A 25862-nucleotide genomic window follows, 5' to 3' on the forward strand; every position below is an offset into this window, starting at 1 on the left:
ATTCCCGCATTGCACAACCCCATTTTGTCCGGCTACGATGACCTCGAATTGGTCATGTTGCATGGCAGGGCTTACGAATGGCGTTCAGCAAGGGATTGGTGGGATGGATGGCGGCGTGTGCGCTGTCGGCCGCTCAGGCCGGTACGCTGCCGAACGCCAATACGGGGACGGGTGCCGGCGCCAGCGGGTCGCTCGCCCACGCCGAACGCTTCGACTACGCCGATTCGAACCTGCCGCAGGTCGCCGCCGACCTGAACGAACAGATCCTCCGCATTCCGGCCGACGCATCGGGCGCCGTCACGCTCGAGGCCACGCTCTTCAAGCCGAACGGGCCCGGCCCGTTCCCGCTCGTCGTCTTCAACCACGGCAAGAACACCGGCGATCTCCATCAGCAGCCGCGCAGCCGGCCGCTCGCGTTCGCGCGCGAATTCGTGCGCCGCGGCTATGCGGTGATCGCGCCGAACCGCCAGGGCTTCGCGGGCTCGGACGGCACGTACCAGCAGGAAGGCTGCAACGTCGGCAAGAACGGCCTCGCGCAGGCGGCCGACGTCGACGCGACGGTGCGCTACATGTCGCACCAGTCGTACGTCGATGCGTCGCGCATCGTCGTCGCCGGCACGTCGCACGGCGGCCTCGTATCGGTCGCGTACGGCACCGAAGCCGCACCGGGCGTGCGCGGCATCATCAACTTCTCCGGCGGGCTGCGCCAGGACCTCTGCGACGGCTGGCAGAAAAACCTCGTCGATGCGTTCGACCAGTACGGCGCCCATACGGCCGTGCGGTCGCTGTGGCTGTATGGCGACAACGACTCGGTGTGGACGCCCGGGCTCGTCGCGCAAATGCACGACGCGTACGTTTCGCATGGCACGCAGGCCCAGTTCATCGATTTCGGCCGCTACAAGGACGACGCGCACCGGCTGATCGTCGATCGCGACGGCGTGCCCGTGTGGTGGCCGGCCGTCAACGCGTTCCTCGCGCAGCTGAACCTGCCGACGTCGGTGCGCTACGCGGTCGCGAACCCGCACGAGCCGAAGGCGAGCGGCTATGCGTCGATCGACGCGGTCAACGCCGTGCCGTATGTCGACGAAGCCGGCCGTGAAGGCTACCGCCGCTTCCTGAACCAGCATCCGAGCCGCGCGTTCGCGGTGTCGTCGGAAGGCGCGTGGTCGTGGGCCGAAGGCGGCGACGATCCGATGGCGCTCGCGCTCGACAACTGCTCGAAGCAGGGCGCAGGTTCGTGCCGGCTGTATGCGGTCAACGACCGGGTCGTGTGGAACGACGCGACGCAGACGGCCGACAACGACGACGGCAACGCACGCGACACCGGCACGCCGGCGCTGGCTTCGCGCTGACGCAAGTCCGTCATTTCCCTCCCCTCGCCCGTCACGCCGAGGCCATCTCAGCGCCTCACTTCACGCCTCGCTCGTGCTCGTAAAATCGAGCGCAATCCGGGGAACGCTCGTTTTTACGAGCATCCAGCTTGAATTCATGTAGCCGTGATCGTTATTTCGATCCCTGTCGACATAACGATCGATTTTACGAACATGAAGGTTAATCAAGCCGCCGCCGGCCCAACCGTTCTCGCGGAAGCCGCCCTCGTTGGCGAAGCGCTCGCCCGTCTGCGCGTTTCGCGCCGCGTTCAGCAAAACGAGGCGTCGAGAAAGGCGATCCTGGCGTCGCCCTGGGGCAGTGGCTTCGGTATCTCGACGCGATTGGTCACCCGCCGGCCTGATCGGGCAACGCGCGACGCTGGATCATTCGATCTCCCCGTGTCGCCACAAACCACCCATTTCATCATTCCCCATATTTCTGCGCCGTCACGCCCCATCCGCCCCACGATTTTTTTCAGTTGGGGGGCCTCACTCGAACGCCGTCATCTGCGGTCATTTCGGGATATCTGAACTGTACCGTCCCGAGCCGCCCCGATCTGCGTCGAACTCCCGCCCGGCAAGGCTTTGCGGTGTTTGTAACCGGTAGTGCAACGGGTCGCGGAACACGCTAATCTCAGCGCGTTTCGTGTCCCGCCGCGCGGCATCCCGTCGATGCCGCGCAGCCGTTTTATCCCCCGGAGTCGCCTTGAGTACGCCAGCCACCGACGACTGGGTCGCGCGCAGCCTGCGCGCGGTCTGGCATCCCTGCACCCAGATGAAGCATCACGAGCGCCTGCCGCTGATCCCCGTCGCGCGCGGCGCGGGCCTGTGGCTGTACGACCGTGACGGCCGCCGCTACTTCGACGCGATCAGCTCGTGGTGGGTCAACCTGTTCGGCCATGCGAACCCGGACATCAACGCGGCGCTGAAGAACCAGCTCGACACGCTCGAGCACGCGATGCTCGCCGGCTGCACGCACGAGCCCGCGATCGAACTCGCGGAGCGGCTGCACGCGCTGACCCAGCGCACGCTCGGCCATGCGTTCTTCGCGTCGGACGGTGCGTCGGCGGTCGAGATCGCGCTGAAGATGAGCTTCCACGCGTGGCGCAACCGCGGCTGCGCGAACAAGCAGGAATTCGTCTGCGTCGCCAACAGCTATCACGGCGAGACGATCGGCGCGCTCGGCGTGACCGACGTCGCGCTGTTCAAGGACGCGTACGACCCGCTGATCCGCCATGCGCACGTCGTCGCGTCACCCGACGCACGCGGCGCGCTGCCGGGCGAAACGGCCGCCGACGTCGCGGGCCGCGCGCTTGCGGACGTGCGGCGCCTGTTCGTCGAGCGCGGCGACCGGATCGCCGCGCTGATCGTCGAGCCGCTCGTGCAGTGCGCGGCCGGCATGGCAATGCACGATCCGTCGTACGTCCGCGGGCTGCGCACGCTGTGCGACGAATTCGGCGTGCACCTGATCGCCGACGAGATCGCGGTCGGCTGCGGCCGCACCGGCACTTTCTTCGCGTGCGAGCAGGCCGGCGTGTGGCCCGATTTCCTGTGCCTGTCGAAAGGCATCAGCGGCGGCTACCTGCCGCTGTCGCTCGTGCTCACGCGCGATGACGTGTTCGCCGCGTTCTACGACGACGACACGACGCGCGGCTTCCTGCACTCGCATTCGTACACGGGCAACCCGCTCGCGTGCCGCGCGGCGGTCGCGACGCTCGACCTGTTCGAGCGCGACGACGTGCTCGCAGCCAATGCCCGCAAGTCGGCGACGCTGCGCGCCGCGCTCGCGCCGCTCGATGCGCACCCGCAGGTACGGCACCTGCGCGAGCGCGGCACGCTGTTCGCGTTCGACGTCGCGCTCGACGGCGACGCGGCGCGCGGCTTCTCGCGTCGCTTCTTCGAGCGCGCGCTGGAACGCGAGCTGCTGCTGCGCCCGATCGGCACGACCGTGTACCTGATGCCGCCGTACGTGATGAGCGACGACGACATCGCTTGGCTCGCGCAAAGCACGCGCGACACGCTCGATGCAACGCTCGCGGAGATCACCGGATGACACAACAGCCCCCACGCTCACTTCGTTCACTGCCCCCCGAGGGGGCGGCTGCCTCCCTTGGGGCGGCCCGGCGGGAGGCAGCGACGAACCCTCTGCTCGATACCCTGCAACGCGGCCTCGCCGCGCTCGACGCGCAAGGGCTGCGCCGCGTGCGCCGCACCGCCGACACCGCGTGCGATGCGCGCATGACCGTCGACGGTCGCGAGATCATCGGCTTCGCGAGCAACGACTATCTCGGCCTCGCCGCGCATCCGGCGCTCGTCGCCGCGTTCGCCGAAGGCGCGCAGCGCTACGGCTCCGGCAGCGGCGGCTCACACCTGCTCGGCGGCCATTCGCGTGCGCACGCGACGCTCGAAGAAGAACTCGCGGCCTTCTCGGGCGGCTTCTCCGACGCGCCGCGCGCGCTGTACTTCAGCACCGGCTACATGGCGAACCTCGCCGCGATGACGGCGCTCACCGGCAAAGGCGCGACGATCTTCTCCGACGCGCTGAACCACGCGTCGCTGATCGACGGCATGCGGCTGTCGCGCGCGAACGTGCAGGTCTATCCGCATGCGGACACGGCCGCGCTCGCCGCGTTGCTCGACGCATCGGATGCCGAAACGAAGCTGATCGTCAGCGACACGGTGTTCAGCATGGATGGCGACATCGCGCCGCTCGACGAACTCGTCGCGCTGGCCGAACGCCACGGCGCGTGGCTCGTCGTCGACGATGCGCACGGCTTCGGCGTGCTCGGCCCGCAAGGCCGCGGCGCGCTCGCGGCCGCCGCGCTGCGCTCGCCGCATCTCGTATACGTCGGCACGCTCGGCAAGGCCGCCGGCGTCGCGGGCGCGTTCGTGATCGCGCACGAGACCGTGATCGAATGGATGATCCAGCGCGCGCGCAGCTACATCTTCACGACGGCCGCGCCGCCGGCCGTCGCGCACGCGGTATCGGCCAGCCTGAAGGTGATCGCGGGCGACGAAGGCGACGCGCGTCGCGCGCATCTCGCCGCGCTGATCGACCGCACGCGCGCGCTGCTGCGCAACACGCGCTGGCAGCCGGTCGATTCGCACACGGCCGTGCAGCCGCTCGTGATCGGCAGCAACGACGCGACGCTCGCGGCGATGCGCGCGCTCGATGCGCACGGCCTGTGGGTGCCCGCGATCCGGCCGCCGACGGTGCCCGTCGGCACGTCGCGGCTGCGCGTGTCGCTGTCGGCCGCGCATTCGTTCGACGATCTCGCGCGGCTCGAAGCCGCGCTGATCGAAGCCAGTGAGGCGCAGGCCGCGCAGGAGGCAGAACAGCCCCCACGCTCACTTCGTTCGCTGTCGACCGGAGTTGGCGCTTCAGCGCTTACTCCGGTCCCATGCACGGCTCCCCCCGAGGGGGCTGCAGCCTCCCTTGGGGCGGCCCGGCGGGAGACTGCGGCATGACCGCCCCGCTCTCGCTGTTCGTTACCGGCACCGACACCGAAATCGGCAAGACCTTCGTCTCAGCCGCGATGCTGCACGGCTTCGCGCGGCATGGCCTGTGCGCGGCCGCGCTGAAACCCGTCGCGGCCGGCGCGTATGAACGCGACGGCGTGTGGCGCAACGAGGACGCCGACCAGCTCGACGCGGCCGCGAACGTCGTGCTGCCCCCCGAGCTGCGCACGCCGTTCCTGCTGAAGGCGCCGGCCGCGCCGCATATCGTCGCCGCGCAGGAAGGCGTGACGCTCGACATCGACACGATCGTCGCGTGCCATCGCGAAGCGCTGACGCGCGCGGAGATCGTCGTCGTCGAAGGCGCCGGCGGCTTCCGCGTGCCGATGAACGACACGCAGGACATGGCCGATCTCGCGGTCGCGCTCGGCGTGCCGGTCGTGCTCGTGGTCGGCGTGCGGCTCGGCTGCATCAACCACGCGCTGCTCACCGCCGACGCGATCGCCGCACGCGGCCTCAAACTCGCCGGCTGGGTTGCGAACCACGTCGACCCGGCGATGTCGTTCCCCGATGAAAACATCGCGACGATGCGCGACTGGCTCGCGCGCGAGCATGGCGCGCCGCTGCTCGGTCGCATTCCGCACCTGAGCCCGGCCGCCCCCGAATCCGCCGCGGCGATGCTCGACATCGCCACGCTCGTCGAGACGCTGCGCACCGCGCAGCATTGACCAACCGAAACAGATCCCCCCGATCCCTCATCCCCGACCAGGACAGGAAAACGATATGACCCAAGCCCAGACCGCCGCCACCATGCAACCCGACGCGATTCCCGTGGCCGCTCCGGTTTCGCAGCGCTGGCGCGTCGCCGACGTCGTCGCGCTGTTCGAGCTGCCGTTCAACGACCTGCTCTTCCGCGCGCAACAGGTGCACCGCGAGCACTTCGACGCGAACGCGGTGCAGCTGTCGACGCTGCTGTCGATCAAGACGGGCGGCTGCGAGGAAGATTGCGGCTACTGCTCGCAGTCGTCGCACCACGACACGGGCCTGAAGGCCGAGAAGCTGATGGACGTCGACGCGGTGCTCGACGCCGCACGCGCGGCGAAGGCGAACGGCGCGAGCCGCTTCTGCATGGGCGCCGCGTGGCGCAACCCGAAGGAGCGCCACATGCCGGCGCTGACCGAGATGGTGCGCGGCGTGAAGGAACTCGGCCTCGAGACCTGCATGACGCTCGGCATGCTGGAAGACGAGCAGGCGCAGGAACTCGCGAGCGCGGGCCTCGACTACTACAACCACAACCTCGACACGTCGCCGGAGTTCTACGGCCAGGTGATCTCGACGCGCACCTACCAGGATCGCCTCGACACGCTCGACCGCGTGCGTGACGCGGGCATCAACGTGTGCTGCGGCGGCATCATCGGCATGGGCGAATCGCGCCGCGAACGCGCGGGCCTGATCTCGCAGCTCGCGAACCTGAATCCGTATCCGGATTCGGTGCCGATCAACAACCTCGTCGCGATCGAAGGCACGCCGCTCGAAGGCACCGCACCGCTCGACCCGTTCGAATTCGTGCGCACGATCGCGGTGGCGCGGATCACGATGCCGAAGGCCGTGGTGCGCCTGTCGGCCGGCCGCGAGCAGCTCGACGACGGGCTGCAGGCGCTGTGCTTCCTCGCCGGCGCGAACTCGATGTTCTACGGCGACCAGCTGCTGACGACGAGCAACCCGCAGTCGCAGAAGGACCGCGCGCTGTTCGAACGCCTCGGGATCCGTTCGAGCGACGCGGACGCGATGACGGCGAACGCGTAAGCGGCAGCATCGCGTACCCACGAAAAAGCCGGGGCATGCCCCGGCTTTTTTTCACCCGATCGTCTGCACCGCGTTGCCCTGCGCGTCGCGAATCACGGTCTTCCCGACCCGCCAGCGCACGCCGTCGAGCCCGTCGACCGCATGCTCGCCGGCAGCGCCGCTGCGCCTGCACCGGATCGACGCGTGCGCTGTCATCTGCGCCGTCCTGCGTGTCGGGTGACGCCCCCGTCATGTGGCCGGCCCTTCCGGATGGCGCACCGGTGTGTCGTATCCGCGCGTACGGCAGCGGCCGCTGCCGTGCGCCATGTGCATCACACGTGTGCCGCCGCGCCGTCGATCGCCGCGCGCACGCGCTCGACGAGCGATTGATCGACCGGCGCCAGCACCTCGCCGCGCGGCCGCACCCCCGAGCCGAAATGCACCGCGCGCACGCCGGTCGCGCGGACGAAATCGCCGACCGCATCGACCGTGAGCCCCGAGCCGGCCAGCACCGTGCAGGTCGAGCCTGCCGCCTGCCGCGCGAGCCGCGTGATCGTCGCAACCGCGTCGAGCACCGACGGATGGCCGCCCGACGTCAGCACCGACGTGACGGCCGGCACGCGCAGCAGCGCGTCGAAGGCGGCGTTGAGGTCGCGCGACACGTCGAACGCGCGGTGGAAGGTCAGTGCGCGGCCGTCCGCCGCGGCCGCGATGCGCGCCAGCGCGCCGAGATCGACGTCGCCGCGTGCGTCGAGCGCGCCGAACACGACGCCGTTCGCCCCGGCCGCGACGGCTGCGCGCACGTCGCGTTCGATCACGCGGAGATCGTCGGCGTCATAGACGAACGACCGGCTGTGCGGTCGCACGATCACGTTGACGGGAATCGGCACGGCGGCCACGACGGCTTCGATCAGGCCGACGCTCGGCGTCAGCCCGCCTTCGGTGATCGCGGTCACGAGTTCGAGGCGGTCGGCGCCCGCGCGGGCGGCGGCCTTCGCATCGCCGACGGTCGTGGCGATCACTTCGAGGAGAACGGAGGAGGCGGCGTTTCGGTTCATGGGCGGCCCGCGAATCGTCAGGACAATTCGCGCATCCTAGCCGAGCCGCGTGACGGACGCCAGCGTGCCGCCCGCGATGCGCGCGGCGCTAGCCGGCGTCCGCCTCGTCGTCGCGCCAGTCGATATCGCCGCACAGCACGCGCTGCGCGTCGCCGATGCGCACGGCCACCGACAGCGTCACGCACGGCTGCGCCTCGTTGATCGACAGGTACGGCCGCGTGACCTGCACGCGCCCCGGCTCGGCGATCGCCGAGCGGAAATACGGCCGGCGCAGCCAGTTCGCGCCCTGCGCGTCCGCCAGCGGCGAGAAGCGCGCCTCGGCGAGCGCGCGGTCGGCGCGCAGCACGACGTTGCGGCCCGACTGGCGGCCGTGCGCGTCGAGCAGGAAGCAGCGCGCGGCCGCGTCGAGCGCGAGGAAGTTCCAGCACACCTCGTCGAGCGGCTCGCCGGCCGCGAGACGCTCGGCTGCACGTTCGAACGCGCGCAGGTACGGCGCGAGCCGCTGCGCATCGCGCCGTTCGCGCGCGTCGGTCTGCTGCCGGAAGCGCTCGGTCAGCTCGCCGATGCAGCCCGTCGCGGCCGCGCTGTCCGGCAGCCCCGGCGCCGGCCGGCCGAAGTAATAGCCCTGCACGAAATCGGCCTCGCAGGACAGCGCGATCTGCGCCTCGTGCTCGGTCTCGATGCCCTCGACGAGCACCAGCTTGCCGGCCTCGTGCAGCAGCGTCACGAGCCCGTGCAGGATCGCGGTGAGCCCCGTGCGATGCGCCGCGTGCGACAGCATGATCCGGTCGAGCTTCACGATGTCCGGGTTCAGTTGCCAGATCCGCTCGAGGTTCGAGTGACCCGCGCCGAAATCGTCGAGCGCGATCAGGAAGCCGTGCGTGCGGAATTCGCGCACGGCCTCGGCAAGCCGCTCGACGTCTTCCGCGCGCTGCTCGAGCACTTCGAGCACGACGCGGCGCGGCGGCATGCCGAGCCGCTTCAGGTTCGCGAGCAGCGCGGCTGCCTGGAACGGGTCGGTGAGCACGCCCGGATGCACGTTGAGGAACAGCCACTCGCGCTCGGCGCCGAGCAGCGCGAAGTTCTCGAGATGCAGCGCCTGCGCGAGCCGGTCGAGCTGCAGCAGCTCGCCCCGGCGCGCGGCTTCGCCGAACACGTCGAGCGGCGACACCGCGCGATCGAGCGCATCGTGCGCGCGCAGCAGCGCCTCGTAGCCCACCGCACGCTGGTGCGACAGGCTGAAAATCGGCTGGAACACGGTCGTGAGCGTCATGTCGCGGTGCTGCGTCGCCAGACGTTCGAAGCCGGAACTCACCTCCCGCTCGAACCGGTACGGCGACGCGGCGGCCGGACGCTCCTGTTGCACGATCGTCATGCCTTCCTCCTGGGATTGCCTTCGAACGCGGCGCCCGACGAAGCGAGCGGCGCGTGCAATGTCATTGGTTGGACCCTCGGTTGCCCGGTCGACGCCGGACGGCTGCCGAACCTCAAGCAAGCTCCGTGCAAGGCGCCGACAGCCCGTGCGCCGCACGGCTCGCGCCGGGTTGCCGCACCATCCCGGCGCAGGTCGCGCGCACCGTTTTCGTGCACGCGCACCGGCCGCTCGAACGCACCCGTCACGCCAGCACGCTACACTCCGTACGATCGTTTCATTCCCCGTATTCGCCGTATCGATGGAAATCGTCTTCACCGTCCTGATCCTGCTGCTGACCGTCGCGCTGTCCGGCGCCGTCACTCGCAACCTGCCGTTCCAACTGCCGTTGCCGCTGATGCAGATCGCGTTCGGCGCGATGCTCGCGTGGCCGAAGCTGAACCTGCACGTCACGTTCGATCCCGAAATCTTCATGCTGCTGTTCATTCCGCCGCTGCTGTTCGCGGACGGCTGGCGGATTCCGAAGCGCGAGCTGTACCTGCAGCGCCGCGCGATCCTGATGCTCGCATTCGGGCTCGTGTTCATGACGGTACTCGCAGTGGGCTACTTCGCGCACTGGCTGATACCCGAGTTGCCGCTGCCGATCGCGTTCGCGCTCGCGGCCGTGCTGTCGCCGACCGACGCGGTCGCGCTGTCCGGCATCGCCGGAAAGGGCCGGATCCCGCCGCAACTGATGCACATCCTCGAAGGCGAGGCGCTGATGAACGACGCGTCCGGCCTCGTCGCGCTGAAATTCGCGATCGCGGCCGCGCTGACGGGCATGTTCTCGCTGCGCGACGCGTCGGTGACGTTCGTGATCGTCGCGGCCGGCGGGCTCGCGACGGGCGCGCTCGTGTCGTGGGCGTTCAGCGCGCTGTCGACGCGCTTCCTGAATGCCGAGCAGGAAGGCGATCCGGCCCCCGGCATCGTGATGACGCTGCTCGTGCCGTTCGCGGCCTACCTGTTCGCCGAGCACCTCGACCTGTCGGGCGTGCTGGCGGCCGTGTCGGCCGGGATGATGATGAACTACACGAGCTTCTCGCGTAAAAGCACCGTCGCGTCGCGCGTGCGCGCCGAAAGCACGTGGGCGATGATCGAGTTCGTGTTCAACGGCATGGTGTTCATCATGCTCGGGCTGCAGCTGCCGCACATCATCGGCCGCACGCTCGTCGACGCGCACCACACGAGCGACGCGCTCGTCGGCCGGATGATCTTCAACGTCTGCGCGATGATGCTCGCGCTGTATGCGATCCGCTTCCTGTGGGTCTGGCTGCTGCGCTGGTTCGCGAGCCGTCGCGCCGCGCGCCACGGCCTCGCGGGCACGATGGCCGGCGTGCGCACGATCGCGGTGATGACGGTCGGCGGCGTGCGCGGCGCGGTCACGCTCGCCGGCGTGCTGTCGATTCCGGTCGCGCTGTCCGACGGCGTGCCGCTGCCGGGCCGCGACACGGCGATCTTCGTCGCGTCGGCCGTGATCCTCGGCTCGCTCGTCGTCGCGGTGGTCGGCCTGCCGCTGCTGCTGCGCGGCGTGCGTTCGTCGCGCAGCCCGCTCGGCGACGAGGAACGCGCCGCGCGCGCGGCCGCCGCGCAGGCCGCGATCCGCGCGATCGACTCGTCGCACGACGCGATCTCGGTCGATCTCGACGAATCGGGCGCCGCCCGCTGCGCGGACATCTCCGCACGCGTGATGGACCAGTACCGCCGCCGCCTCGCGACGCTCGCCGAGGACGGCCCCACACCGCGCGCGGAAGCGAAGCAGGCCGAAACGATGGAACTGCAGATGCGGATCGCGGCCGTGCGCGCGGAACGCTCCGCGCTGTACCGGCTGCGCAGCGAGAGCAAGATTTCCGACGAGACGCTGACGAAGCTGCTCCGCGAGATCGACCTGTCGGAAACCGCGCTGTCGACGCGCAAGAAAGGCATTCTCTAAAGGGCCGGCCGCTGCCTGTACGCAGCAGCGTGGCCCCAATAAAAAACGGCGACGCACACGCGTCGCCGTTTTCATATCCGCCCGCGTTCGCGTTACTTCGCGACGACGACCGGAATCCCCTTCAGCATCCCCGCGCCCTTCATCTCGTCGAGCGCGTGCTGCACCGCCGCGCTCGTCGCCGCTTCGATGCCGAGCTGCAATGCGAGTTCGCGCTCCGCGCGCTTCACGCCCGCGAGATTGCGCACCTTCACGTGCCCGAAGCCGCGCACACGTGCATGCAGATCGGCCAGTTGCGTGACCTGCGCCGCATTGCCGGCCGTCATCGCGGCGAGCGCGCGCGCGAGCGTCGTCTCGTAGTCGTCGGCGAGCGCACGCTCCATCTTGCGCTCGACGGTGCGGCCGAACGGATCGAGCCACGTGCCGCGCAGGCTGCGCACGCGCGCCAGCATGCCGAACACCGGCCACATCCACTGGCCGAACACGCGCTTCTTCGGTGCGCTGCCGTCGCGGCCGGCCTTCGCGACCGTCGGCGGCGCCAGGTTGAACTTCACGCGATAGGCCTGCCCCGGCACGCCTTCGAACTGCGCTTCGAGCGCCGCGCGGAACGCGTCGTCCGTGTACAGCCGCGCGACCTCGTATTCGTCCTTCACCGCGAGCAGCCGGTAGAACGTCGTCGCGACCGCGCGCGTCAGCGCGTCGTCGCCCTTCGCTCGCGCCGCGCTCACGAGCGCACGGTAGCGCTCGACATAGCGTGCGCCGCCGTACGCGTCGAGACGCGCTTCGCGATCGGCGATCAGCTCGGCGAGCGTCTCCGGCGCGGCATGCGCGGCCACCGCGTGACGCGCGTTCCACAACGCATCGAGGCCCGCCGCGTCGCCGGCCGCCATCCGGCCGATCGAGAACGCGAGCTTGTTCATCGGCACCGCGACGTTGTTCAGCTCGATCGCGCGCATCATCGCCGCGAGCGACACCGGCACGAGGCCGAGCTGCCATGCATAGCCGAGCATCAGGATGTTCGCGCCGATCGAGTCGCCGAGGAACTTCGCGGCGAGCGCCTGCGCGTCGCAGCTCGACAGGTAGCCGTCGCCGGCCGCGTGGCGCATCTTCTCGAGCAGCGCGTCCGCATGCAGGTTCGCATCGGGGTTCTGCACGAACGACGCGTTCGGGATCCGGTGCGTGTTGACGACGATCCGCGAACGCTCGTGACGCACCGTCTGCAGCGCCTCGGCGCTCGCGCCGACGACCATGTCGCACGCGAGCAGCACGTCCGCCTGCTGCGTGTCGATGCGCACCTGGTTCAGCCACCGGTCGCTCGACGCGATCCGCACGAACGACAGCACCGAGCCGCCCTTCTGCGCAAAGCCCATGAAGTCGAGCACCGACGCGCTCTTGCCTTCGAGGTGCGCGGCCATGCTGATCAGCGCGCCGACCGTCACGACACCCGTGCCGCCGACGCCCGTCACGAGCATGTCGAACGGCGCCGCATCGAGATGCGTCGCCGGCATCGGCAGCGCATCGACCCTCGCGGCGAGCGCGGCTTCGTCGAACGCGGCACCGGCAGCCTTCTTCAGCGCCGCGCCTTCGACCGTCACGAAGCTCGGGCAGAAGCCGTTCACGCACGAGTAGTCCTTGTTGCACGACGACTGGTCGATGCGGCGCTTGCGGCCGAGCGGTGTTTCGAGCGGCTCGACCGACAGGCAGTTCGACTGCACGCCGCAATCGCCGCAGCCTTCGCACACGGCGTCGTTGATGAACAGGCGCTTGTCCGGGTCGGGGAATTCGCCCTTCTTGCGGCGGCGGCGCTTCTCGGCCGCGCAGGTCTGGTCGTAGATCAGCACGGTGACGCCCGGCGTCTCGCGCAGCTCGCGCTGCACGGTGTCGAGTTCGCTGCGGTGATGGAACGTCGTGCCCGGCGGGAACTGGCCGTGATGGCCGTCGTACTTCTCCGGTTCGTCGGACACGACCACGAAGCGCGACACGCCTTCCGCCTCGACCTGCCGCGCGATCTGCGGCACCGAGATGCTGCCGTCGACCGGCTGGCCGCCCGTCATCGCGACCGCGTCGTTGTAGAGGATCTTGTACGTGATGTTCGCTTTCGCGGCCACGGCCTGGCGGATCGCGAGGATGCCCGAGTGGAAGTAGGTGCCGTCGCCGAGGTTCTGGAACACGTGCTTCGTGTTGGTGAACATCGCATGCGCGGCCCAGTCGACGCCCTCGCCGCCCATCTGGATCAGGCCGGTCGTGTCGCGCTCCATCCATGACGCCATGAAATGGCAGCCGATGCCGGCCTGCGCGATCGAGCCTTCCGGCACCTTCGTCGACGTGTTGTGCGGGCAACCCGAGCAGAAATACGGCGTGCGCTTCACCGCGTCCGCCTCGTTCGACAGGATCTGCGGCGCGACGAGATCGACCACGCGTTCGCGGCGGTCGAGCGCCGGCTTGTGGCGCGCGAGCCAGTCGGCGAACACCGGCAGGATCCGCGACGGGCGCAGCTCGCCGAGTTCGGACAGCAGGCACGCGCCGGCGGCGTCGTGCTTGCCGAGCACACGCGGGCGCGCGCCTTCCGTGCGGTTGTACAGGTAGTCCTTGATCTGCTGTTCGATGACGGGACCCTTCTCCTCGATCACGAGCACTTCGGCGAGCCCGTCGACGAAGGTTTCGACGCGCGTCATCTCGAGCGGATACGACAGGCCGACCTTGTAGATCCGCACGCCGGCCGCGTCGAGATCGGCCACCGTCAGGTCGAGGCGGCGCAGCGCTTCCATCAGGTCGAGGTGCGCCTTGCCGCAGGTCACGATGCCGACGTTCGCCTGCGCGCTCGGCGCGATCCACTTGTCGATGCTGTTGGTGCGCGCGAAATGGCGCACCGCGTCGAGCTTCGCGGCAAGGCGCGCCTCGATCGTGAGGCTCGGCAGGTCGGGCCAGCGGTTGTGCAGGCCGCCCGCCGGCGGCGTGAAGCCTTCCGGCGCGGGCCACTGCGTCTGCAACGCGTCGAGGTCGACGGTCGAACCCGATTCGACCGTCTCCGAGATCGCCTTGAAGCCGACCCATGCGCCCGAATAGCGCGACAGCGCCCAGCCGTACAGGCCGAATTCGAGCATGTCGGCGATGTTCGCCGGGTTCACGACCGGCATGTGCCACGCGATCATCGCGAAGTCGCTCTGGTGCGGCATCGACGACGACACGCAGCCGTGGTCGTCGCCCGCCACCACCAGCACGCCGCCATGCGGCGACGAGCCGTACGCGTTGCCGTGCTTCAGCGCGTCGCCGGCGCGATCGACGCCCGGCCCCTTGCCGTACCACATCGCATACACGCCCTCGACCGTGCGCTCCGGATCGGCCTCGACCCGCTGCGTGCCGAGCACGGCCGTGCCGCCGAGTTCCTCGTTGATCGCGGGCAGGAAGCGCACGCCGCCGGCGTCGAGCAGTTTCTTCGCCTTCCACAGCTGCTGGTCGACCATGCCGAGCGGCGAGCCGCGATAGCCGCTGACGAAGCCGGCCGTGTTGAGCCCCTGTTCGGCGTCGACCGTGCGCTGCATCAGCAGCAGGCGAACCAGCGCCTGCGTGCCGGTCAGGAAGATCCGGCCGCGCGTCGCGGTCAGGTTGTCGGTCAGGCGGTAGTCGGACAGGGCAGGCGTGCCGTCGACGGGCAGGCGGGCAGTCATGGGGGGATGTCTCCGGATTGTGCTGTTCTGGGCTGCTCGGCAGGGCGTCGGGCGACGCGTGACTGGCGGCAGCGAATGGCTCTATTTTTTCGCGCGCAGCCGAGAATGTTTTTTCTCATCTTGCTTGGGCGGGCCCCCTGTGAGAAAAACTGCGCAGCTTTTTGGCGGGATTTGAGAGAGTTTTCGCGCACGGCGGTCGGGCGGGATGGGCCACGCGTCGGGGTGGGCGGGTCGTTTGTCGGGGAAACGTGTGGCGGTCCGATGGTGGCTCCGGGTAGGGGGCGGGTGGCGCTCGTGCCCCGTGTGGCAAGGGTTTCAGCGCATCTTGGCGGTGACCCTCACCATTGAAATGCACAGCGTTGCGATTGGTCGGCGGCGCGGGATGTCCACAACGCCGCGCCCCTCGGCCGATCGGGCTCGCGCGCTCACCGTTCGATTGCACAGCATTTCGAGTGGCGTGGAGGCCGGGATGTCCACATCGTTGTCGGCATGCGTTGGGCTCTTGCTTCGACGCTCACCGTTGAAATTCACAGCGCGGCGAGTGGGTTTCGGCTGCGGATATCCACATCGGCGATGGCGTATTGTGTCGATCGGCGGCTCGCCTTCAACGTTCGAATGCTCAGGGTCGTGAGTGGGTTTGTCGGCTGGAAAGGCGTGCAGAAACATGCATGCCGGGCAATTGCAGACTCGCGCTCATGGTGGAAGTACGTTGGGTCGCGAGTGGGTTTATCAGCCGGACAGGCGCACTGGTACACGAATGCCGGGCAATCGCGGGCTCGCACTCTTCGTGGAAATGCTTTGGGTCGCGAGCGGGTTTATCGGCCGGACGAGCACGCTGGAACCCGAATGGCGCACAATCGCGGGCTCGCGCTCACCAGGGAAATGCATTGAGTCGGGAGCGGGCTTATCGGCCGAACAGGCACGCCGGAACCCCCATGCTGCGCAATCGCAGATTCACACTCTCCGCAGAAGTACACACTGGGCACGAGTAGGTTTATCGGCCGGACATGTACGCCGCAACGCGCATGCGGCACAATCGCGGGCTCGCGCTCACCGTTGAAATACACAGGGCTTCGAGTGTCTGCAACAGTGGTTATCCACGCCCGATCCGGCATTGCCGACCAACCACGCGGGCACCCTCACCGTTGAAAATCACAGCGCTTCGAGTGGTCCGCGACGCAGGATATCCACATGCAGGCGCGTCTACCGATGCGATAACGGATGGGCGCCGCGGAAGGTGCGACCGGCTGGGAATCCTTGCGGGAAAAGGCTCACCGGCCGATCGGTACTAACACTCACCGTCGAAATGCACAGTGTCGCGAGTCGTTTCGGTGATCGGATATCCACACGGGGGCTCGCGTTGGCCCCGCTCGCACGCTCGCGTCCGAACCGGACATGCACGCCACGTCGGACGGAACCGCCGGCCGAACAATCGCGTCTTGCCGCGCCGACCGCCGACCGCCGACTGCCGATCGCCGATCGTGTATTCGCGCTCGCCGCTGCATTGCGCAGCGTTTCGAGTCGCTTGCGAACGCCGCGATGCGCCGCGAAATCTGCACGTTGCAGACCACGCACCCGCACTCGCCGTTAAAATGCACGGCCTTTCGGGTGACAGCCGGAACCGGATCTTCACGTCGCGGCACGCACGCGGTTCCGCCACGCATGCGCGCGTTCGGCTAGAATGCGCGACGCCTCGAACCACGCAAAGATCGGAAAACCGCGCCAGAAAAGGCGCATCGCCCGATCGGACGCCGCCCCTCACCGTTGAATTCCACAGCATTTCGCGTCGTTTCGCGGGCGAGTTGTCCACAACCCGCTTCATGCCTTCCGTATCATCCGGTGACCCTCACCTGTGAAACGCACAGGGCGCCGAGTCGTTTCGGCGTGAGGATATCCACAACCGATCGCGCGGCGCGACTTTCGTCCGACCATCGACCGAAACGGCGCACGCATCCGCCAGCCGCTATCGGGCCTTTACCGGAAAGCCCCCTCCAGACTGCCTCGGCGGCACGCTCACCGTTCAAATGCACAGCGTTTCGAGTCGCCGTTGAGGTGCGTTATCCACATCAGTCCAACAAGGCTGCCTCGACCAGGCACGCGCCCTCAAGCCGGATTACTCGGCAATCGACCGGATGACCGCCGCCGGATTGCCGCCGACCAGCACATTCGGCGGAACATCCCGCGTGACGACGGCCCCGGCCGCGACCACCGAGTTCTCCCCCACCGTCACACCGCCGATGATCGTCGCGCCGGCGCCGATCCAGACGTTCCGTCCGATCACGATCGGCTTCGCGACGACGAAGTCGCGCCGCCCCGAAGGTTCGACGGGATGGCCGGACGTGATGAGGCTGACGTTCGGCCCGATCATCACGTCGTCGCCAATCTCGAGCCCGCCGAGATCGTAGAACGTGCAGTTCTGGTTGATGAACACGTTGCGCCCGAGCTTCATGCCGGTGCCGCCCGTCGCATGGAACGGCGGGATCAACACGAAGCCGTCGTCCACCTGCGTGCCGATCAGTTCTCCAAATACTGTGCGAACCTCGGCGGCATCGTCGAACGTCAGGCGATTGATCCGCGCGGCGATCGACATCGCCCGCCTGACCTCGGCCACCATCGCCGCCGATTCCGGCGTTCTTCTCGGAATGATCGTGGTGCGATCGTCGTTTGCCATGCGTGAGTTGTCTCCCATGAATTCCCTGTTTCGTGATGCATCCGCGCTCGCGGAACGATGCCCGTGTTGGCGTGTGCACGGACGTTGCTGGCTCCGTGATGCCATGTGCGGGATGCCGGCCTAACCGTGATATCCGTCACATCCATAACTAGTTTAAATATAACTAGTTATCAACGTGCATCCTTGTACCATAAGGCTTTGCCCGGTCTTCTGCCTGATTCACGCCCGACACACAGCGCATCGGGTCATCACACGCGGATAGCCGCCCCTCGCCGGGCGCCCCTGTCCGAACCGCCGCTGCTCGGGTACGCTGGAGCATCCACCGGACCGACAGCTGCACCCCAACGCGGAGGCACGATGAAGCTCTACTACTGGCCGAAGACCCGGGCATTCCGGGCCTTGTGGATGCTTGAAGAACTCGGCGTGGTGTATGAACTCGTGCCGATCGACCTGCGTTCGCACGAACAGGGCAGCGACGCGTTCGTGCAGGTCAACCCGATGGCCAAGCTGCCCGCGCTCGACGACGGCAGCGTGCCGTTCGCCGAATCGGGCGCCGTGCTGCTCTATCTTGCCGACCGCTGCCCCGGCGCCGGGCTCGGCGTCGCGCCCGACGATCCGCTGCGCGGCCGTTTCCTCCAATGGATGTTCTTCACGCCGACCTGCCTCGAACCGGCGATGGCCGAAAAATTCACCGGCGCGTCGGGCAATCCGGTCGCGTTCGGCTGGGGCAACATCACGCGCGTGCAGCGCGCCCTCGCGCAAGCGCTCGCCCATCGTCCGTGGCTCGTCGGCGACCGCTTCACCGCGGCCGACCTGCTGCTCGCCAGCACGCTGAAGATCGCCTTCGACGCGCATCTGCTGCCGCACGAAGGCGTGCTCGGCGACTACGTCGCGCGCGCCGAGGATCGCGACGCATTCCGCCGCGCGGTCGCGATCGAACAGCGCGAAGCGGCGCGCCTGCTGCATGCGTGACGTGTACGCGTGTCGTGCGGGGGGGCGGCGCTACCCGCCGCCCGCGAGCACGCCTACGCAGCCGGGCCCGACGTCGCGGCGCCGGCATTGACCACCGCACCCGGCGAGCCGCGCTCGTCGGTATCGGTGTCGACCGGCACCACCTCATGAAAATGCGTGTAGTCGATGTGCGTGATGCCGTCTTCGTCGTGCATCAGGTCGACATAACGGTGACGCCAGCGGATCTCGTCATGCTCCCAGGAATGACGCGCCTGCATCACCTGCGCGGTGGTCTCGTCCGAGCCTTCGATCGTGATCAGCAACGACGCGTCGCGCGCGGCAAGCGATTCGGGCGTCTCGCCGAACAGCGCGCTCGATTCGTCGATCACGTGCATCAGGTTCCAGCCGAGCAGGAAGATCGGATGCTCGCTGCGCACGAGCGCCAGGTCGTGGATCTTGCGCAGCGTATAGCCCTCGTGTGTGCCCTCGACACGCATCAGCCGCAGTTTCGCCTGCGCCTCGGCAATCACGTTCTGGCGCGCATTCGCGGCGCGCACCATCAGCGTCATCCTGCCGTTCAACGGCCGGACGATCGCGTAGCGTGCGAACAGGATCTTCGCCTGCGGCCGCGAAAACCGCGCAAACACGAGCCCCGTGGCCATCGCAATGCCCGACATCCCGACGAAGATCTCGAACGTCGCGACCAGGTGCGCATAGACGGTCTGCGGATGCATGTCGCCGTAGCCGACGGTCGCGAGTGTCTCGACGCTGAAGAAGAACGCGCCGCCGAAGCCGGCCGGCGACTGGTTCGCGATCGGCGCATGGCCAAGCAGGTAGAGCGTCGCAAAGGCGCCGTTGAGCAGCAGGAACAGCACGGCGAGCGACAGGAAGAATACGGGCCAGCTCACCGTCAGCGCGCGGTGATAGAGGTCGCGCCAGCCGAGCGGCGGCATCCCGTACGCGATCACCGGGCGGGTGCCCGACCAGAGCTTGCGGCCACGGCCGCGGGAGGCTGGGGAGGACGAATCGACGTTCATCGCGCGGTGCCGGAAGCAGGGAGGCGATGAGCGTAGCACGCGCGGCGGCGGCCGGATATGCGTACCGGTTCGGAATGGAAATCCGTCGCGCCACCGGCCGCGCGACGCAAAAAAAGCCGGCCGCGGAAACGGCCGGCTGCGTCTTCAGCGTATGGGCAAGCGAGCGGTGCTCACTTGCGCGCGGTGCTCACTTGCGGTCGACGATCACCTGGTCGAACGTGCCGCCGTCCGCGAAGTGTGTCTTCTGCGCGTTCGCCCAGCTGCCGAAGACCTGCTCGACGCTGAACGTCTTCAGCGACTTGAATTCGGCCGCATGCTTCTTCAGCACGTTCGCGTCGCGCGGGCGCAGATGGTGTTGCGCGATGATTTCCTGCGCTTCCGGCGTGTACAGGTAGTCGAGATACGCCTGCGCGACCTTGCGCGTGCCCTTCTTGTCGACGACCTTGTCGACGACGGCGACGGGCGGCTCCGCGAGGATGCTCGCCGACGGATACACCGCGTCGAACTGCGCGCCCGATGCGCCGGTGTCCATCAGCGCGACTTCGTTCTCGAACGTGACCAGCACGTCGCCGATGCCACGCTGCGTGAACGTCGTCGTCGCGCCGCGGCCGCCGGAGTCGAGCACCGGCACGTTGCGGAAGATCGCCTTCTCGAAGTCGATCGCCTGCTGGTCGGTCGCGCCCTTCTGCTTCTGGAAGCCCCACGCGGCCAGATACGCATAGCGGCCGTTGCCCGACGTCTTCGGGTTTGCGATGATCACCTGGACACCCGGCTTCGCGAGATCGCTCCAGTCCTTGATCGCCTTCGGGTTGCCCTTGCGCACCAGGAACACCATCGTGGTCGAGTACGGCGAGCTGTTGTCCGGGAAACGCGCGCGCCAGTCCTTCGGCAGCAGCTGGCCGCGCTCGGCGAGCAGGTCGATGTCGTTCGGCTGGTTCATCGTCACGACGTCGGCCTGCAGCCCTTGCAGCACCGACAGCGCCTGCGCGCTCGACGCGCCGTGCGACTGCTTGATCGCGACCGTCTCGCCGGTCTTCTGCTTGTAGGCAGCGGCAAAACCCGCGTTGATGTCCTTGTACAGTTCGCGCGTCACGTCGTACGACACGTTCAGGATCGACGTATCCGCGTGCGCGGCCGTTGCCGCCACGACCAGCGCCGCCGCTGCGCCCGTGTGCAGCCAGCGGCCGATCCCCTTCATGCTTGCCATCGTGATATGCCCCGTTTCCAGTGGTGGTGAATGTGCGTGACGGCACGCGTACGCGCTGTCATCGAAACGTAAGCGGGCATTCTAGCGGCCGGGCGCGGCGCGCTTTCCAATCAGTCGTGGAAAGCAAATCTCGAATTCTGCTAAACGGCGGCGGGCGCTCGCGTGCGGATCGGATCCGATGTTAAGATCGCCGCTCAGCCCATTTTCCCGGTTCTCCCATGTCCGCTGCCCTGCGCTCGCTTCCGATCCTCGCCGCCGTCGCGGCAGGTGCGCGCGCGGCCGGGCTGAAACTGAAAAAACGACTCCTCGACTGACGGGGACGTCGCGTCCCGTCAGGCGAATGCCGGACGGGATGCCCGCAGGTCGTTTCTTTCTCCTTGCTCGCACGCCTCACTCCGGCTCTCCGCCGGCGGAACGGTTCCTTCCCACTCCGTTTCCACCCTGAGGCTTTGCATGAACACACGTTTCGAAGGTATCTGGCTGCCGATCATCACGCCGTTCCACCACGGCGACGTCGACCATGCCGCGCTCGCGCGACTCGCGCGCCACTATGCGGCCGCGGGCCTCGCGGGCTTCGTCGCCGGCGCGACGACCGGTGAAGGCGTGCTGCTCGACGCGCGCGAACAGGACGCCGTGTTTGCGACGCTGCGCGACGCGGCGCCCGGCCTGCCGATCGTCGTCGGGCTGACCGCGAGTGCGACGCATTTCGCGGCCGCCCGTGCGCGCGAACTCGCGGCGCTGCGGCCCGACGGGCTGCTCGTCACGCCGCCCGTCTATGTGCGGCCGACGCAGGACGGCATCCGCCGCCACGTCGAGGCGATCGTCGACGCGGCCGACCTGCCGGTGCTCGTCTACAACATCCCGTACCGCACCGGCGTGAACGTCGAACTGGACACGCTGCAGGCGCTCGCGCGCGACGCGCGCGTCGCGGGCATCAAGGAATGCGGCGGCACGCTCGACCGGATGAGCCGGCTCGTGCACGACACGCCGCTCGCGATCCTGTCCGGCGACGACAACCAGAACTTCGCGGCGATGTGCGCCGGTGCGCACGGCGCGATCGCGAGCAGCGCGCACGTGCTGCCCGAATGGCATGTGCGCATCCATGCGCTGCTGCGCGACGGCCGGCTCGCCGATGCGCGGCGCCTGTCGGTCGCGCTGCAGCCGCTCGTCGCGGCGCTGTTCGCGGAGCCGAACCCGGCGCCGGTGAAGGCCGTGCTGGCCGCGCAAGGGTGGTGCGAGGACGGGTTGCGGCTGCCGTTCGTGCCGGCGAGTGAAGGGTTGAGAGAGCGGCTGGCGGCCATTTGTGCGGAACTGGACGAAATCGAGCCGGACGTCGCGGCAGCATGAACCGCGACGCCACATGACGTGCAGCCGACCGATGGATTTCGCCCCGACAGATTGCTTCAAACTGTCAGAACGAGAGACCGGTCATACCGCGCAAGATGGGCATCGGCCGTCACGAGCTGAAGCGGCTCGTGACGGGCCTGTGCGACCAGCAAGCGATCGAATGGATCACGATGGTGGTGCGGCAGATCACGGACCGCGGCCCCATGCGCGGCCCGAACCGGTAGCTCGCGAATCCCGCTCGAGCCGATCGCTCGGATCAGCTTGCCGACGTCGATATCGAGCTGCCCCAGGCCGGCCTTGATGGCGTCCTCCCAGATACTCGCGCTGCTGACGAAACGTACGTCGGCGGCCGAGATCAGGCGGCGCGCCCTTGCGCTCAGCCTGGGGTCATTGGTCACGATCCACAGAAAGATGTGCGTATCGAGCAACAGCCGCATCAGCGCCCTTCGAAGGCATCCAGCAGGTAATCGGGCAGCGGAGCATCGAAGTCGTCCGCGATCCACGCCTGCCCTTGCAGGACACCGAACCGAACAGGCGGATCGCCGGGCACGAGTCGATCAGTTGACGTCCCGTCACCGCGGATCGTGGCATCTGCCCTTTGGGCCGGATCGACCGCATTGGTGCCGGGCGTATTCGCGTTTTGCATGATGACCTCCGTTTCAAGTGATCATCACTGTAGAGAGGTTCACCTGATCGATCCATTCGACCGATCGGCAGAGGGGCTGCCCAATTGCAACCCGCAGCGGCAATCGAGCGTTTCGTCACGCCGCCAGCGCCACCCCCGTCCCCTCCGTCGCATCCCGCACGGCCTGCTTCACGATCCGCGCGAGCCGATCGACGGTCGGCGTCGCCGACGACGTCCGCCGCAGCAAAATCAGCGGCAAACTCGGCAGGGCCGGCAGCCCGCTCGAAGCCGCATCGAGCACGCGCACCGACGCGGGCAGCCCGTACTGCGAGCGCACCGTCAGCCCGAGGCCGGCCGCTGCCGCGGCCCATAGCCCGGCGAGACTGGGGGTCGTGAACGCAACGCGCCACGGCACGCCCGCGCGATCGAGCGCGCCGGTCGCCGCGCCGAAGAACCGGCACGGCCGGTCGAACACGACGAGCGGCAGCGGCTCGCCGGGCTCCCGCCCCGCACGATCGCCCGTTTCGACCGCGCCGCCGTCCATCCCCTCCTCGGCACCGCCGCCCGGCATGCCGAAGCCGCCCGCGGCCAAGCCCGCCGCCCCCACCCACTGCATCGGCACCTGCGCGATCGCTTCGCTATCGATCCCCGCGCGCGCCACCAGCGCCGCCGACGCCGGGTCTCCCCACACCAGCGCGAGATCGAGCTGGTTCGCGTCGAGCCGGTCGAGCAAGTCGGCATTGCGCGCCACGCGCGCCTCGATCCGCACCTTCGGATGCGCACGCGCGAACCGCCCGAGCACGTCGGGCAGAATCGCCTCGCCGAAATCCTCCTGCAGCCCGACGCGCACCCAGCCGTCGAGATTCATGCCGCGCACGGCCGCGGCCGCCTCGTCGTTCAGCTCGATCATCCGCCGCGCATAGCGCAGCATCGCGTCGCCGGCGTCGGTCAGCGCCAGCCCGCGCCCGGCCTTCACGAACAGCGGCGTGCCGGCCTGCTCCTCGAGCTTGCGGATCTGCGCGCTCACCGCCGACGACGAGCGCGCAACGCGGTCGGCCGCCTTCGCAAAACTGCCGAGATCCACCCCGGCGACGAGGCTGCGCAGCGCCGCCACGTCGAAGTTGGGTCGGGCCAGCGCAAGCGACTCGCCGTCGTCGCGTGGAATGTCTTGTCCGGACATCTCAACCATCCTGTTTTATCGAGCGATTCATCAAAAACTTTCCGATTTTCAGGATGAATGTAGGTCGCCAGACTGTGGATGTCAATTTCCAACCGGGCCTGCCGTCATGGATACCTCGTGCATCGCTTCCCCCTCCTCGCCCGCCCGCGACGTGCGCGGCGCGGCTCATCGCTGGCGCGTGCTGGCGGCCGGCGTCGCCGCGAACATGAGCTTTTCGGCCGCGGCGGCCGGCATTCCGACCACGGCCGTGTGGATGCGCACGGCCTATCACCTCGACAACGGCGCACTCGGCCTCGTGCTCGGCGCGCTCGGCTTCGGCGTCGCGCTGTCCGAGCTGCCGTGGGGAATGGCCGCCGACCGCTTCGGCGACCGCCGCGTGCTGCTCGCCGGGCTCGTCGCCACGGCCGCGATGTTCGCGCTGATGGTGTGCACGATCGTCCCGAGCGCGCACGGCGTGCCGCCGCTGATGCGCGTCGTCGCGGCGATGTGCTGCGTCGGCCTGCTCGGCGGCAGCGTGAACGGGTCGAGCGGGCGCGCGGTGATGCGCTGGTTCGGCGAGCGTGAACGCGGGCTCGCGATGAGCATCCGCCAGACGGCCGTGCCGCTCGGCGGCGGCATCGGCGCGGCGCTGCTGCCGTCGCTCGCATCGCATATCGGCTTCGCCGCGGTATTCGGCGCGCTGATGCTGCTGTGTGCAGGTTCGGCCGCGCTCACCTGGCGCTGGCTGCACGAGCCGCCGGCCGAGCCGGCCGTGACGCACCCGGCCACGCCTCGCCTCGTCGAGCGGCAGCCGTCCGCGCGGCAGGGGCGCAACCCGCTCGCGAGCGGCCCCGTGTGGCGCATCGTGCTCGGCATCGGCCTGCTGTGCGCGCCGCAGTTCGCGGTGCTCACGTTCGCGACGGTGTTCCTGCACGACTTCGGCCGGCTCGGCCTCGCCGGCATCAGTGCGGCGATGGTCACGCTGCAGCTGGGCGCGATGGTGATGCGCGTGTGGAGCGGCCGTCATACCGACCGGCACGGCAACCGGCGCGCGTATCTGCGCGGATCGGTGTTCGTCGCGGCCGGCTCGTTCGCGCTGCTCGCAGCCGCGACGGCTGGCCATGCGCACGTGCCGCTCGCCGCGATCGTCGCGATTCTCGTCTTCGCCGGCATCTGCGTGTCCGCGTGGCACGGCGTCGCGTACACGGAGCTCGCGACGCTCGCGGGCGCGAATCAGGCGGGCACCGCACTCGGAATGGCCAATACCATCGTCTACCTCGGGCTGTTCGCGACGCCACTCGCGATTCCACCGCTGCTCGCAGTCAGTTCGTGGAGTGTCGTGTGGCTCGCGGCCGCGCTGGTCGCCGGCGCAACCTATCCGCTGTTCGCCGCGAAATAGCAGCCGCACGTCTCCCGCGGGCGTCGCCGCGCACGCCACGACGCCCGCGCGATCCGTCAGGCCGCCTCGCGCGCCAACGCACGCCGCGACGCGGGCCGCTCGGCCTCGCGCTGCGCGTGGGCAGTCCAAGCCGCATGCCGCGTCATGTCGAGCCCGATCGCGACGCCCCAGCGATACAGCACGAACAGGAACGGATCGACGATCGAATGCGCGCCCGGCTCGGCCCACGTGCGGCCATCGGCGAGCGCGGCTTCGATCGCCTCGTTCGCGGCTTCGATCGTGCGTCGGCCGTGCGCGCTGACCTCGCCATGCAGGGCCGGATCACCGATGAAACGGCCCGGCCGCCACAGCGCGCCGTAGCCGACGCCATGCACCCAGCCGACCAGCCAGGCGAGCCATTCGTGGCACCGTGCCTCGCGCAGCGGATCGCCGAACGGCAGCAGCTGCGCCTCGGGATAACGGCGCGCGAGATACGTGAGGATCGCCGGCGTTTCGGTCAGCACGTGCGGCTCGCCCGGGATCGCGAGCACCGGCACGCGCGCCTTCGCGTTGATCGCGAGATAGCGCGCCTCGAGGTTCTGCTGCTTCTGCACGGAGACGATCTCGACGTCGAACGGCGCGCCGGTTTCCTCCAGTGCGATGTGGGCGGCAAGCGAGCAGGCGCCCGGCGATAGATAGAGACGATAGGCGTTCATGGTGGTGGGGCCCGACGAGGCTGTGGAAGACGGAACCGAGTGTAGGAACGCGTGCCCGCCCGCCGCAAACGATGAATTGTCGTGCTCGGACATTAG

The 25862-nt window shown here is 68.6% G+C and carries 21 protein-coding genes; 10 read left to right on the forward strand and 11 right to left on the reverse strand.

Annotation, left to right across the window (positions count from 1 at the left end; genetic code table 11):
• Positions 1 to 77 precede the first annotated feature (77 nt).
• The 6 genes from CFB40_RS16150 to bioB all read left to right on the forward strand — a co-directional run bounded on the left by CFB40_RS16150 (position 78) and on the right by bioB (position 6632).
• A complete protein-coding gene (locus CFB40_RS16150; protein ID WP_089431775.1) occupies positions 78 to 1352 on the forward strand; it encodes a dienelactone hydrolase family protein in 1275 nt (424 codons plus the stop codon).
• 144 nt (positions 1353 to 1496) lie between these two features.
• A complete protein-coding gene (locus tag CFB40_RS38015) occupies positions 1497 to 1901 on the forward strand; it encodes a hypothetical protein (RefSeq protein ID WP_143329852.1) in 405 nt (134 codons plus the stop codon).
• Between the two features lie 175 nt (positions 1902 to 2076).
• A complete protein-coding gene (bioA, locus tag CFB40_RS16155; protein WP_089431776.1) occupies positions 2077 to 3423 on the forward strand; it encodes an adenosylmethionine--8-amino-7-oxononanoate transaminase in 1347 nt (448 codons plus the stop codon).
• The gene (bioF, locus tag CFB40_RS16160) at positions 3420 to 4838 is read left to right on the forward strand and encodes an 8-amino-7-oxononanoate synthase (RefSeq protein ID WP_089431777.1); all 1419 of its coding nucleotides are present in this window, start codon (positions 3420 to 3422) and stop codon (positions 4836 to 4838) included. Before bioA ends, bioF begins: the two co-directional genes overlap by 4 nt.
• Positions 4835 to 5554, forward strand: coding sequence for a dethiobiotin synthase (gene bioD / locus CFB40_RS16165; protein WP_089431778.1), 720 nt, complete (start codon positions 4835 to 4837; stop codon positions 5552 to 5554). Before bioF ends, bioD begins: the two co-directional genes overlap by 4 nt.
• 55 nt (positions 5555 to 5609) lie before the next feature.
• On the forward strand, positions 5610 to 6632 hold the full coding sequence (gene bioB / locus CFB40_RS16170; RefSeq protein WP_089426453.1) for a biotin synthase BioB: 1023 nt from the start codon (positions 5610 to 5612) through the stop codon (positions 6630 to 6632).
• Positions 6633 to 6683: 51 nt separating this feature from the next.
• Here bioB and CFB40_RS38670 read toward each other — a convergent pair whose 3' ends face one another.
• From CFB40_RS38670 to CFB40_RS16180, 3 genes are all read right to left on the reverse strand, one after another.
• Positions 6684 to 6827 carry a hypothetical protein gene (locus tag CFB40_RS38670; RefSeq protein WP_179255274.1) on the reverse strand — a complete coding sequence of 48 codons (144 nt, stop codon included), beginning with the start codon at positions 6825 to 6827 and terminating at the stop codon, positions 6684 to 6686.
• 116 nt (positions 6828 to 6943) lie between these two features.
• Positions 6944 to 7669: a copper homeostasis protein CutC gene (locus tag CFB40_RS16175; protein ID WP_089431779.1), complete on the reverse strand. Its 726-nt coding sequence runs from the start codon at positions 7667 to 7669 to the stop codon at positions 6944 to 6946.
• 88 nt (positions 7670 to 7757) lie between these two features.
• Positions 7758 to 9044, reverse strand: coding sequence for a sensor domain-containing phosphodiesterase (locus CFB40_RS16180; RefSeq protein WP_089426455.1), 1287 nt, complete (start codon positions 9042 to 9044; stop codon positions 7758 to 7760).
• A gap of 298 nt (positions 9045 to 9342) precedes the next feature.
• Between CFB40_RS16180 and CFB40_RS16185 the strand changes: the two genes are divergently transcribed.
• A complete protein-coding gene (locus tag CFB40_RS16185; protein WP_089426456.1) occupies positions 9343 to 11010 on the forward strand; it encodes a Na+/H+ antiporter in 1668 nt (555 codons plus the stop codon).
• A 92-nt stretch (positions 11011 to 11102) separates the two neighbouring features.
• Here the strand turns inward: CFB40_RS16185 and CFB40_RS16190 are convergent, their stop codons facing one another.
• Together CFB40_RS16190 and CFB40_RS16195 are read right to left on the reverse strand one after the other, a co-directional pair.
• Positions 11103 to 14675 (reverse strand): indolepyruvate ferredoxin oxidoreductase family protein, encoded by a 3573-nt coding sequence (locus CFB40_RS16190; protein ID WP_089431780.1) that lies wholly within the window; start codon positions 14673 to 14675, stop codon positions 11103 to 11105.
• 2113 nt (positions 14676 to 16788) lie between these two features.
• Positions 16789 to 17346 carry a sugar O-acetyltransferase gene (locus CFB40_RS16195; protein WP_089431781.1) on the reverse strand — a complete coding sequence of 186 codons (558 nt, stop codon included), beginning with the start codon at positions 17344 to 17346 and terminating at the stop codon, positions 16789 to 16791.
• 357 nt (positions 17347 to 17703) lie between these two features.
• Here CFB40_RS16195 and CFB40_RS16200 point away from each other — a divergent pair, with 357 nt between their 5' ends.
• Positions 17704 to 18318, forward strand: a complete 615-nt coding sequence (locus tag CFB40_RS16200) for a glutathione S-transferase family protein (RefSeq protein WP_089426459.1) — start codon at positions 17704 to 17706, stop codon at positions 18316 to 18318.
• Between the two features lie 53 nt (positions 18319 to 18371).
• Here CFB40_RS16200 and CFB40_RS16205 read toward each other — a convergent pair whose 3' ends face one another.
• Complete coding sequence (locus tag CFB40_RS16205; protein ID WP_089426460.1) at positions 18372 to 19334, reverse strand: ion channel; 963 nt, start codon at positions 19332 to 19334, stop codon at positions 18372 to 18374.
• Positions 19335 to 19521: 187 nt separating this feature from the next.
• A complete protein-coding gene (locus CFB40_RS16210) occupies positions 19522 to 20541 on the reverse strand; it encodes a sulfate ABC transporter substrate-binding protein (protein WP_069249019.1) in 1020 nt (339 codons plus the stop codon).
• 453 nt (positions 20542 to 20994) lie between these two features.
• On the opposite strand from CFB40_RS16210, the gene dapA reads away from it, so the two are divergent.
• The gene (dapA, locus tag CFB40_RS16220) at positions 20995 to 21888 is read left to right on the forward strand and encodes a 4-hydroxy-tetrahydrodipicolinate synthase (RefSeq protein ID WP_089431782.1); all 894 of its coding nucleotides are present in this window, start codon (positions 20995 to 20997) and stop codon (positions 21886 to 21888) included.
• A gap of 56 nt (positions 21889 to 21944) precedes the next feature.
• On the opposite strand, the gene CFB40_RS16225 is transcribed toward dapA, so the two are convergent.
• The 3 genes from CFB40_RS16225 to CFB40_RS16235 all read right to left on the reverse strand — a co-directional run bounded on the left by CFB40_RS16225 (position 21945) and on the right by CFB40_RS16235 (position 23693).
• Positions 21945 to 22325 carry a type II toxin-antitoxin system VapC family toxin gene (locus CFB40_RS16225; RefSeq protein WP_089431783.1) on the reverse strand — a complete coding sequence of 127 codons (381 nt, stop codon included), beginning with the start codon at positions 22323 to 22325 and terminating at the stop codon, positions 21945 to 21947.
• A complete protein-coding gene (locus CFB40_RS16230) occupies positions 22325 to 22534 on the reverse strand; it encodes a hypothetical protein (RefSeq protein ID WP_089426463.1) in 210 nt (69 codons plus the stop codon). Before CFB40_RS16230 ends, CFB40_RS16225 begins: the two co-directional genes overlap by 1 nt.
• 115 nt (positions 22535 to 22649) lie before the next feature.
• Positions 22650 to 23693: a LysR substrate-binding domain-containing protein gene (locus CFB40_RS16235; RefSeq protein ID WP_089426464.1), complete on the reverse strand. Its 1044-nt coding sequence runs from the start codon at positions 23691 to 23693 to the stop codon at positions 22650 to 22652.
• A gap of 106 nt (positions 23694 to 23799) precedes the next feature.
• Between CFB40_RS16235 and CFB40_RS16240 the strand changes: the two genes are divergently transcribed.
• Positions 23800 to 25071 (forward strand): MFS transporter, encoded by a 1272-nt coding sequence (locus CFB40_RS16240; RefSeq protein ID WP_089431784.1) that lies wholly within the window; start codon positions 23800 to 23802, stop codon positions 25069 to 25071.
• A 56-nt stretch (positions 25072 to 25127) separates the two neighbouring features.
• Here the strand turns inward: CFB40_RS16240 and CFB40_RS16245 are convergent, their stop codons facing one another.
• Entirely contained in the window at positions 25128 to 25766 is a 639-nt protein-coding gene (locus CFB40_RS16245; RefSeq protein WP_089426466.1) for a glutathione S-transferase family protein, read from the reverse strand.
• Positions 25767 to 25862 lie beyond the last annotated feature (96 nt).

Source organism: Burkholderia sp. AU31652 (assembly GCF_002223155.1).
Classification (GTDB): Bacteria; Pseudomonadota; Gammaproteobacteria; order Burkholderiales; family Burkholderiaceae; genus Burkholderia.

Excerpts from the sequence above, each read along its gene's own strand:
- CFB40_RS16195 (WP_089431781.1), bottom strand. The coding sequence starts at position 17,346 with ATGGCAAACGACGATCGCACCACGATCATTCCGAGAAGAACGCCGGAA.
- CFB40_RS16245 (WP_089426466.1), bottom strand. The coding sequence starts at position 25,766 with ATGAACGCCTATCGTCTCTATCTATCGCCGGGCGCCTGCTCGCTTGCC.
- bioD (WP_089431778.1), top strand. The coding sequence starts at position 4,835 with ATGACCGCCCCGCTCTCGCTGTTCGTTACCGGCACCGACACCGAAATC.
- CFB40_RS16225 (WP_089431783.1), bottom strand. The coding sequence starts at position 22,325 with ATGCGGCTGTTGCTCGATACGCACATCTTTCTGTGGATCGTGACCAAT.
- CFB40_RS16235 (WP_089426464.1), bottom strand. The coding sequence starts at position 23,693 with ATGTCCGGACAAGACATTCCACGCGACGACGGCGAGTCGCTTGCGCTG.
- dapA (WP_089431782.1), top strand. The coding sequence starts at position 20,995 with ATGAACACACGTTTCGAAGGTATCTGGCTGCCGATCATCACGCCGTTC.
- CFB40_RS16150 (WP_089431775.1), top strand. The coding sequence starts at position 78 with ATGGCGTTCAGCAAGGGATTGGTGGGATGGATGGCGGCGTGTGCGCTG.
- CFB40_RS16175 (WP_089431779.1), bottom strand. The coding sequence starts at position 7,669 with ATGAACCGAAACGCCGCCTCCTCCGTTCTCCTCGAAGTGATCGCCACG.
- CFB40_RS16190 (WP_089431780.1), bottom strand. The coding sequence starts at position 14,675 with ATGACTGCCCGCCTGCCCGTCGACGGCACGCCTGCCCTGTCCGACTAC.
- CFB40_RS16185 (WP_089426456.1), top strand. The coding sequence starts at position 9,343 with ATGGAAATCGTCTTCACCGTCCTGATCCTGCTGCTGACCGTCGCGCTG.
- CFB40_RS16210 (WP_069249019.1), bottom strand. The coding sequence starts at position 20,541 with ATGGCAAGCATGAAGGGGATCGGCCGCTGGCTGCACACGGGCGCAGCG.
- CFB40_RS38670 (WP_179255274.1), bottom strand. The coding sequence starts at position 6,827 with ATGACAGCGCACGCGTCGATCCGGTGCAGGCGCAGCGGCGCTGCCGGC.
- CFB40_RS16200 (WP_089426459.1), top strand. The coding sequence starts at position 17,704 with ATGAAGCTCTACTACTGGCCGAAGACCCGGGCATTCCGGGCCTTGTGG.
- bioB (WP_089426453.1), top strand. The coding sequence starts at position 5,610 with ATGACCCAAGCCCAGACCGCCGCCACCATGCAACCCGACGCGATTCCC.
- CFB40_RS16205 (WP_089426460.1), bottom strand. The coding sequence starts at position 19,334 with ATGAACGTCGATTCGTCCTCCCCAGCCTCCCGCGGCCGTGGCCGCAAG.
- CFB40_RS16240 (WP_089431784.1), top strand. The coding sequence starts at position 23,800 with ATGGATACCTCGTGCATCGCTTCCCCCTCCTCGCCCGCCCGCGACGTG.
- CFB40_RS16230 (WP_089426463.1), bottom strand. The coding sequence starts at position 22,534 with ATGCAAAACGCGAATACGCCCGGCACCAATGCGGTCGATCCGGCCCAA.
- bioF (WP_089431777.1), top strand. The coding sequence starts at position 3,420 with ATGACACAACAGCCCCCACGCTCACTTCGTTCACTGCCCCCCGAGGGG.
- CFB40_RS16180 (WP_089426455.1), bottom strand. The coding sequence starts at position 9,044 with ATGACGATCGTGCAACAGGAGCGTCCGGCCGCCGCGTCGCCGTACCGG.